The sequence below is a fragment of the Paenibacillus validus NBRC 15382 genome, assembly GCF_004000985.1.
Classification (GTDB): Bacteria; Bacillota; Bacilli; order Paenibacillales; family NBRC-103111; genus Paenibacillus_G; species Paenibacillus_G validus.
On the sequence record NZ_BIMH01000017.1, the window covers coordinates 88,667 to 97,473 of the forward strand.

Annotated in this window: 9 protein-coding genes; all 9 read right to left on the reverse strand. The window is 44.1% G+C overall.

Annotated elements, in window-relative coordinates; all coding sequences use genetic code 11:
• Nucleotides 1-9 precede the first annotated feature (9 nt).
• Nucleotides 10-717: a hypothetical protein gene (locus PVA01S_RS13615; protein WP_127608064.1), complete on the reverse strand. Its 708-nt coding sequence runs from the start codon at nucleotides 715-717 to the stop codon at nucleotides 10-12.
• 11 nt (nucleotides 718-728) lie between these two features.
• Nucleotides 729-1,850 (reverse strand): SAF domain-containing protein, encoded by a 1,122-nt coding sequence (locus PVA01S_RS13620; RefSeq protein WP_127608065.1) that lies wholly within the window; start codon nucleotides 1,848-1,850, stop codon nucleotides 729-731.
• Nucleotides 1,851-1,897: 47 nt separating this feature from the next.
• Nucleotides 1,898-2,506, reverse strand: coding sequence for a hypothetical protein (locus PVA01S_RS13625; RefSeq protein WP_127608066.1), 609 nt, complete (start codon nucleotides 2,504-2,506; stop codon nucleotides 1,898-1,900).
• Nucleotides 2,494-2,706 (reverse strand): hypothetical protein, encoded by a 213-nt coding sequence (locus PVA01S_RS13630; protein WP_127608067.1) that lies wholly within the window; start codon nucleotides 2,704-2,706, stop codon nucleotides 2,494-2,496. The genes PVA01S_RS13625 and PVA01S_RS13630 overlap by 13 nt, the downstream gene beginning before the upstream one ends.
• 74 nt (nucleotides 2,707-2,780) lie before the next feature.
• Nucleotides 2,781-3,719, reverse strand: a complete 939-nt coding sequence (locus PVA01S_RS13635; RefSeq protein WP_430016618.1) for a ParB/RepB/Spo0J family partition protein — start codon at nucleotides 3,717-3,719, stop codon at nucleotides 2,781-2,783.
• Nucleotides 3,667-4,494, reverse strand: coding sequence for a ParA family protein (locus PVA01S_RS13640; RefSeq protein WP_127608068.1), 828 nt, complete (start codon nucleotides 4,492-4,494; stop codon nucleotides 3,667-3,669). The genes PVA01S_RS13635 and PVA01S_RS13640 overlap by 53 nt, the downstream gene beginning before the upstream one ends.
• Nucleotides 4,495-4,640: 146 nt before the next feature.
• Nucleotides 4,641-7,412 carry an AAA family ATPase gene (locus PVA01S_RS13645; protein WP_164751827.1) on the reverse strand — a complete coding sequence of 924 codons (2,772 nt, stop codon included), beginning with the start codon at nucleotides 7,410-7,412 and terminating at the stop codon, nucleotides 4,641-4,643.
• 2 nt (nucleotides 7,413-7,414) lie between these two features.
• Nucleotides 7,415-7,948, reverse strand: a complete 534-nt coding sequence (locus PVA01S_RS13650) for an ABC-three component system middle component 1 (RefSeq protein ID WP_127608070.1) — start codon at nucleotides 7,946-7,948, stop codon at nucleotides 7,415-7,417.
• Nucleotides 7,948-8,807: hypothetical protein (locus PVA01S_RS13655; RefSeq protein ID WP_218029639.1), on the reverse strand; the 860-nt coding region annotated here is incomplete at its 5' end. The genes PVA01S_RS13655 and PVA01S_RS13650, both read right to left, overlap by 1 nt.

Consider the following 8,807-nt stretch of genomic DNA (forward strand, 5'->3'; position numbering starts at 1 on the left):
TTACCGAATTTACGTGCGCCTTCGGGATCGCGCCCATGCCCGCCGGGCGGTTTTGGCATCGCAATCAAACAACTGTTGCAGCATGTCCAACACGTTCCGGCGATACGTCCCGGATAGCCGCCTGATGTCGATGCGCCCATGATGCTGGTTGTCCAGTTCGACCGACATATCCCCTTCATCAAGCGAAAAGCGGAACACGGTGTCCTCCCAGCGTACAAACTGCTGCGCCAGAAGCGAATCGATATACGACTCGGGTATGGCGATCGGCAGAGTGGGAGCAATCAGTTTGTAAAACGTGAGCGGCTGGCCTTCCGCTTCGTGAAGACACAGCCGCTGCATCAGTTCCGCGTTTTTATGCATGCTGAGCCGGCTCCAATTGCTGCACCAAACCCGCTTGTCATAGCCCGGCAACTCTCGTCCTTTCACAAATTCGGTGTGATCGGTGTCGAGCAGCATGACATCGTATGCCGCTTCGCCTCCGGCTTGAAACAGGGAGCGTTCCAATTGCGCTGGCGTGATGAGCCCGGTCGCCACATCGATGCCTTCAAACTCCCGCAACGAATAGCCGAAATCCGCTCGCGGCAAATAGCCTTGCATGGACTGGGCAAGGGTGGAGTCCACGATCAGCACCTTTCGCTCCATCGCCGTGAGTAGCTTGCCCAGCACAAGGAGCAGGTGGCTTTTGTCCGACGCGCCGAAAAACACGACTTTTTTCATGACGGCCTCCTTCACTGATTAAAAATTTGCTCTAATTTATCCACTTTTGCAGGCTCTCCAGACGGCGAAGCTGGTGCCGGATCTGTCGAAACAGATGGCGTAGACTCCGCAGACGTTTCCGGCCGATTCTCATTCGTCGTTGTCGGAACGGAAGGGGAGGTCAGCGGCTGTGCAGCTGGCGGTTCCTGGTCGACCGTAGCCGTTGCGCCTGCCGGTGGCGGCGATGGGGTCGCCTCATGCAGGGCATTGCCTTGCTGTGTGACAATCCGTTCGTTTTGCAGTTGCTGCTGAACCGTTACGCTGCCGCTCGTTACGCGCAGTTTGTCCGACTCGCTCATCGCCTTGAGATTGTCATCAAGTGTCAGGCGAAGCTGGCGGGCAAGCTCGGTTGTCGCTTTTTCGAGCAGGTTCGGATCATGTTCCATCAAATCGAGCACCTTCGGATTGGCGGGATAATTGACTACCGCCGATTCCTGCAAGCCCGGCTCGATGTAGGGCAGGGCATACAGCCGCGCGCCTTGCAAGTAGGCATCGATGATCGCGCTTGAAGTCCGTAATATATCCAGCTCGTTCATTTCCAGCCAGATGACATTGCCGGACAACTCCCGCGCCTTCTTCTTCGCCAGCAGGACAAAATCTTCGCCAGTCGGGAAGTTGATTCGCACGTCGATGTACTGTCCCTTTTGCAGATTGGAGGGAAGCTGAATGACATGAAACTCCTGCACCCGCAAATCCTTCGGGATCGGCGCGCTCTCGTACAGCATGGACGGCATCAGCGGCGTGCCTGGCTGCAATTCGATTTTGGCGCTTTTGCCGATAACCGTGTTCTGATCGGTCATCATCCCTTGCGGCACCAGATTCGCAGGCATCGGGACGGACTTGAGGTCTTCCGCCGTCACGGTGCCGCCGGCAGGAATGGTGCGCGCCACAGTCCAAACGCTTCTGCGCGATTGTTCTTCTATCGTTTTCAGTTCTTCGATTTGCTTTTCATATTGTTCCTTCATTTGCTGCTGTTTCTGCTCTTGCTCTGATTGCTTTATCAGAGAATAAATGGCCGCAGCCGCCAGTAAACAAACGCTTACGGCAATCGCGGCGATCATAAGCGTCTTGCGGTGCCGATAAGTCCACGACATCGCTCACGTCTCCTTTCAATCCGAGATTGAAGTGCTATCGAATGACTTTACCGGGCTTCGTCACGGCGCTTCGGCTTTTGCTGAGTTCCAATCTGATGCTGCTCCAGTTTTTCTTGCGCCCATGCAGGCATATGCTCCGGTTTTATCAGACCCATAAAATCCTCCCGATTCCAGCGAGCCTCTTCACCGGTATACAGATTGATCACGTAGACGGCGCGACCTCGGGAATTGGCAGAGGTGCCAAAACCGCTTAGTGCCAGCACAAGCTGGTTAACAGCGGTGCGATATTCGGGTCGCAACCGTTCCGGTCGGATGACAACAACCTGGTTGTCAATGCGCATGTCTTCGCGAATCGGCTGGCATTGGGCTTGGGTAAGGGGAGATAGGGGCACCTTGACACTGGCCCTTTCTTCTTTGAGATCCTCCAGTTCCCATTGCACGCGGGAAATAAAGTCATGCACGGCTTCAAGATAATCCTCGCCTAACGCAATCGCGTAATATTGCTCGACACCCAACGAATTGTTTCGGGTGCAGGTACATACCATGTACGAACGCTCGGCATTGGTTTCGTCTATGCCAAGCAGCACTTCCACCTTCCCGATGGAGATGGCCTGATCGACTTCATAGTTGTCCACCATTCGCTTTATTTCTTCCATTGTCCGTCCTCTTTTCCTGGAAAGTTGCGGTCTTCCTTCGTTCCCCGGCTTCGCTTTGATTGGCCGGCTTCACGAGATTTCTTCTTTCGCGTGCGCGGCTGCTCGGTCTCATCCTCCAAAACTTCAAAGCGGTTGAAACCCGGCTTTTCTTGCATCAGGCGCTCATATTGACGACGCCTCCCTTTCGTGAAATACATCATGAATCGCCTCCCCAAAAATGGGCATAAAAAAGCTCTCCGTCCTAGGGGAGAGTGCCTGCCGAACAGGATACAGGTTAACGTTCCTGTTCCCGTTGCCGTTTTTTATACCAGCTTTCCAGTAGTTGTACGATCAGGTCTTCCTTTTGCTTTTCGGTAAAGTCCCTCGGGAAGAAACGGTCTATCCGCTCGCGCCGAATGGTCATCTTTTCTTTCTGGTTCGGTTTCTCCTCCGTGAGAATCGAGAAGATGACATCCACGTTAAGCCGCCCGTCCTGACTCAGTTTTTTCATGCGCTGCGCCTGCGCCAGCGAAGGCGTGCAGTCTTCAGACTGCATCGTTTCGTACAAGGCTTTCTGTTCTTCTTCGGCCAAGTATGAAAGTTCTACGGCCGGATTGAACGCGATCCGTTTATCGTCCACCATTTCGAGAATGGTGGGGGTCAGTTCGGTAAGGCGGATATAACGCTGGATTTGATTGCGGCTTTCGCCTGCCTGATCTGCCAACAATTGATCGGACCGCTTTTGTGTCCCAACTTGGGACACATTTTCTCTATTAGGTCTGCCCGCCTGTCTCTTCATCGCCTCCAACTTCATCTTATAGGCGAATGCTTTCTCGCTTGGCGCAATATTTTCCCGTTGCAGGTTGCTGTCCACCATGATGATCGTCGCCTGATCGTCGTCCAGTTCGCGGACGATGCAGGGCATCGTTTCTCTGCCTGCCAGTTCGCTCGCTTTTTTACGACGATGCCCGGCTACCATTTCATAGCCGCCGTCCGTCTTCGGACGTACCAGGCCGGGAACGAGAATGCCGTATTGCTTTACGCTGTCTGCCATTTCCAACATCGCTTCGTCCGCCTTCACCTTGAACGGATGTCCGGGAAAATCGCTGATTTCCGACAATGGTATTTCCATCACCTTTTCCCGCTGCTGGTCGGCGCGGCTCTCCTCCGTCGAGAATAAATCAGCGACTGTGGCCAGTTTGATGCTGGCGCGCATGTCGTCTTTCGCTGCCAATGCTCTGCACCTCCTTCGTAAAGGCGGCATAAGCCCCCGCAGCTTTCCCATCCGGATCATGGACGTAGATGCTTTTCCCCTTGGCGCTTGTTTCCGCCGCGCGAACGGATAAGGGGATTTCGGTGTTGAACACGCGCAGCTTGTCGCCGTAGTCGCGCCGAAGAATAAAGGAAATGTCTTTGGCAAATTTCGTCCGACTGTCTACCATCGTGAGCAGCACGCCGTCCAAAACCAACTTCGGATTGATCTGCCTGCGCACACGGGAAATGGTCTGCAACAGTTGAGTCATTCCTTTGGCCGGTAAATAATGCGCCTGTACGGGAATGATGACGCTGTCCGCCGCGGCAAGCGCATTAATGGTCAACATGCCCAAACTCGGCATGCAATCGATCAGCACGTAATCGTAGTCGGCTTTAACGGAATCGATGTACGAACGTAAAATCGTTTCTCTGCTCATCGTGTTGACGAGCGATACCTCAACAGCGGACAATTCAATATTGCCTGGCATCAGGTCAACGCCTTCATGGTGATGCAAAATACCTTCCCGCGCTTCATAGGATTCTTCCAGCATCGTTTTCGCCAGCAATGTGGCCAAAGATACCGACAGGTTATCCGGTTCGTGGAACCCTAACGAATCCGTCAGGTTGCCTTGCGCGTCCGCATCGACCAGCAAAACCTTTTTCCCATCGGCTGCCAATCCGATCCCCAGGTTGACCGCCGTTGTGGTTTTGCCCACGCCGCCTTTCTGATTGGCGAGGGCGATCACCTTGGTCATCTTACACTTCTCCTTTCACGCAAAAAGCCGGTTTGCGCTGATATTTCAGGGCAACCGGCTTTTTGAAAGTATCTATATAAAAAGAGAACGCCGCTGAAAGGGCGTTCTCTTGTACAATCGGGCTCTATTTACATCAAACTTGATTCTCACTTCATTTTTATAATTTGGGGACCTTCCTCTGTATAACCCACAATTCTGTATTGTACCATTTTTCTGTTTCTCATTTTTATTGAAAGTAACTGGGCAAAATCTTCATCGTGAGTCGAAACGACTATATGCTTATTGCTGTATTTTGAATCCATAATTGCACGCAAAACATCAATGAACGCCAAAATATTAACGTCATCCATACTCTGAATAGGATCGTCCATAAAAAGCTGTTGAAGTTGACTATATCGTTGGGTCAAACCAAGGCCAAGAAAGATACTTAAAGCCAATATATTCAATTGTGCTGCACTAAATATCTGGTCAAGATAGAGATCAATTTTATCTTCTAACTGGGTTTGCCCTATAAAATTGGTTCCACGTTCTGTATTTGTAATATGTAAACTTTTATGAAATGGATGTGGGTTTATCGTTTCGTAGACCCAGCTTATGATAGGATGATTCTCCAACCTTTCTTTTACTATCTGTCTTTGTTTCCCAAGCAATCTTCCGTGCCATTTACTTGCCTCGCTTCGTATCAGTTCTCCCAATTTTTCATATCGAACTACTGCAACTTCATACTCATCAGGAAGCTTCTTGTTTAAAACTTCTTTTATTAATGCTATAAGACTCTCAATGGCAGCTAACTTTTTTTTTGTGGATTCTAAATTGGTTTTCACACTTTCATGCTCATTACCGTTAAGGTACTCTTTTCTTAGCAAAGCAAGTTCGCTTTCGACCTCACTAATACTTGGACTACTTGAAAAACCCGTTTCACTTAAGTTCGAGAGAAACCATTCTTGTGATTGAGTAATAATTTGATCAAGAAGAGAAGTTTCAAGTTCTTCAAGTTTAATCTCATTCCCGAATAAACTAATTATTGACTCACGAATCCTATTGAGTTGTAATTGAGTTTCGTTTCTCGTCGAAATTGAAGAATCTTTAATAGCAGATTGAGCTATCAACTCTTTTTGAAGATGCTTCTCCACAACATCATATTTTTCTTTGAACTTTTGATTTATATTATCCAATCTCACACGCAACGGCTGTTCAATTCTTAGAGAATACTGATTTTCAAGCGACCTAATTTTATCATGAATTTCCTTTTCTCTTTCTACTAACAGCGCTACCTGTTCGTTGCCCGCGGCGAAAGTTGAATCAATTATTAGAATAATCTTCTCTGCTATCGATGAACTACTTTCCCAACCTTGCAATGAAGAATATTTAGGATTTGAAAAGTCCTCGTTTAAACAAACTGGGCACTTATCAGTGCTTTGAAAGTTATCATTTATCAACTTTTTGACATGAATTAAAGCTTCTTGATATTGTACGTTTAATAATGAAACGGATTTTTTTTGAGAAAGTATATCTTCTAAATTTTCATTCAATTGTTTTTTTGTATCCTGTATATTGATTAACTGCCTCTGAATTTCACGAAACCACTCTTTATCTATGTCCTCAATACCGAGATTCTCTATATTTACTTCAAGTTCCGATTTAAACTCAATAACAAACTTTTCCCATTTGACTTGCTCTTGGATTAATTCAGCCCAAAATCGCTCATCAACATCTGTGCTTGAAATATACTTTGATAATGGTAGGAATGTATATCTATATTCTTCCAGAGTAACTTTTTTTCGCTGGATAGAATCAATACTTGATTCACAAGAAACAATTTTTTGATTTAAACTACGTATTTGTTCACTCAGCGAATCACTATTGTTTAGTTTTAAGCGTGCAGCCGCCTCTGATCTTTGAAGTTGTACTTTAGCTTGTTCCAACAATGAAAATGTTTCAAACCTTTTATTAAGCCGCAGTAATTCCTCATATTTTGAATTCAAGTCATCACGAAACGCAACAATTTTTTGATGCTCCGCACTCAATGTTTTCAAATATTCAACACAATTGCTAAAACCAATACCTGATTCAGCCACTAACAATGAAGCATTTATCGGGAGATTCCCGAGATCACTACTTGTTAAAACCAATTTAATTTTTGTATAGTCATCATTAATCGCTTTTATATAATGAATAATATCATCAAAACCCAATTTTTTGATGAAATCTGTGATCCCTTGTTGATAAGTCCTTAAATTTACAGATTTGGTGGTCAAGTCATTGTACTTTAAAGTTAACGAATTATTTTTTGCTTGAAATTTACTAAGTGCCTGATACAAATTATTTAGCTCTTCTTCTTGTAACAGATGCATAAAAATTTCCCTTCGCTGCGAAGGAGAATTATTTCTTAGAAAATCGCTTATACTTTCTTGGCCTAGCATATGAGTATGAAAAAATGCTTCTTTGTCTTTTGTTTTTGAAATGAATTTATGCAACACTTCTTCCGTTGTAGTTTCGACTAACTCATTTATTCCCATAAATACTTTTGATGAATAACTTGCATCCTTATCAGTGGTACGAAGAACTTTATTATTACTTCTTCGAACTATTCTCAATCCATTGTCAAATAGTAATTCTACATATATCTCCCTAAGTTCATTATTCCCATATTTAGGGTGATAAAACTTTAAATAATGGCTTCTCTTTAATTCATTGGCTTGGTAAGTTTTATCTACATAGAACTTTTCCAGACGATAAACATTATCAGTCAAGCACCACTCCACTGCTTCAAAAAATGATGTTTTACCGAATCCATTGTACCCATGAAAAATTACTAAGGGAGAATCTAACTCATCGTAAACAAAGCAATTGTCTGGTGAGCCTTCGTATTCGCCGTAGCCGCGGAAGTTTTTTATTCTTACTTGGGAAAGATACAAATTCAGTCCCCCTTACTTACTACGTTTTCAATGTTTTGAATTAACAATTTTATTGCTTCAAAATCTAATTCTTCTTCGTTCTCTTGATTGTCTATAATTGAGAATCCATCCAATACTCGTTCAGGAAATAACAGCCGAATAAACTTTCTCTTAAGCTCCTCAAAATGCTCATATTGAATTACGATTTTTCTTGCTACAAATCTGTCACGTTCGTATTTGGCTATATCTGCAGGTCTAAAGAGTTCCTTTTCACTTTTATATTGATGAAGGGCGACTACATACATATCCCACAAAAATTTTGACATGGGGATTTTTTCATTCTCGACATATTCCTTGTTTTTGGGGTTATTCATTTGTGTCATTATCTTGTTTCTTAAACTGGGTAATTTTGTAACGATATCATCAATTTGTTCAAGGTATGTTATTGAACAAATAACAAGTACTTTATCTTTATCCAAGTTGCAGATTCTACAGGAAGGAAGTTCTTCATAAGTAAGAAAATCTGAAATCTCTAATTCGGCCATAATCCTATCCATCAAATCAGTCCTTCCTTAAAGCTTTTATTAAAAGGACAATTGGCGTCGTGTGTTAATAATCTAATACATCGCATACATTTATATTGAAAGGATCGGTAAAACTCCTGATGCACTATAGTTCCATATGGTTTCGAGATGTCCATTACAATATCTTCAATATTTAGTTTATCAGGCACACATATTTTACACTCAGCGTCAAAAATAATAGTTTCATCGCCGACAGCGTGTATGAGATGTTGTTCCTTTAAAGTATGGTCAATAAAAGCAGCAATTAAAAATTGTTCATCCTGCTTATCACTTGCATGTGGAGTAGTCTTTAAAGAAAATGCTCTATATTCCGAAAATGAAACATTGTTAATCCCTTCAAGTCCAAAGAGTTCGACATTACCAAGTTCCTTTTCCGATAATGAATACACTTCTCCCATCGCTTTGAATAATTCCAATATGTTTAAGGTATACGAGGAAGTGGCTCCTGCCATCAGATACCTACTGTTCATCTGCTGCACTCCCAGTTCTTTCATCCCCTGTACCCACTGTTCGGTACACGAACCCACGACTTTTAGAATACGTTCTAAACTGTCTGAAACTCCTTTTTTCTTCAATAGTTGCTCATATTTGATTAATTCTATTTCGATCTCTTTAATTGCGTTAGCTAAAACATCCTTATCAAATAATTCCTTTATTGAATCAGATTGATTTTCTACGATTTTACTGATTGCATTTGTTCTTAAAACAAATACACTTTCATCTACGGTGGTATCTAAAAAAGCGTTCATCATGAGATACCTAACATTTTCATATTCGAACGCAGTTAGACCCGGAAAATATATAGACAGGAGATATTCTGTCTTTTCTTTAA

Bases quoted from the DNA above. Each gene is read 5' to 3' on its own strand.
- PVA01S_RS13650 (WP_127608070.1), bottom strand. From the start codon at position 7,948: ATGGATAGGATTATGGCCGAATTAGAGATTTCAGATTTTCTTACTTAT.
- PVA01S_RS13620 (WP_127608065.1), bottom strand. From the start codon at position 1,850: ATGTCGTGGACTTATCGGCACCGCAAGACGCTTATGATCGCCGCGATT.
- PVA01S_RS13625 (WP_127608066.1), bottom strand. From the start codon at position 2,506: ATGGAAGAAATAAAGCGAATGGTGGACAACTATGAAGTCGATCAGGCC.
- PVA01S_RS13615 (WP_127608064.1), bottom strand. From the start codon at position 717: ATGAAAAAAGTCGTGTTTTTCGGCGCGTCGGACAAAAGCCACCTGCTC.
- PVA01S_RS13640 (WP_127608068.1), bottom strand. From the start codon at position 4,494: ATGACCAAGGTGATCGCCCTCGCCAATCAGAAAGGCGGCGTGGGCAAA.
- PVA01S_RS13630 (WP_127608067.1), bottom strand. From the start codon at position 2,706: ATGATGTATTTCACGAAAGGGAGGCGTCGTCAATATGAGCGCCTGATG.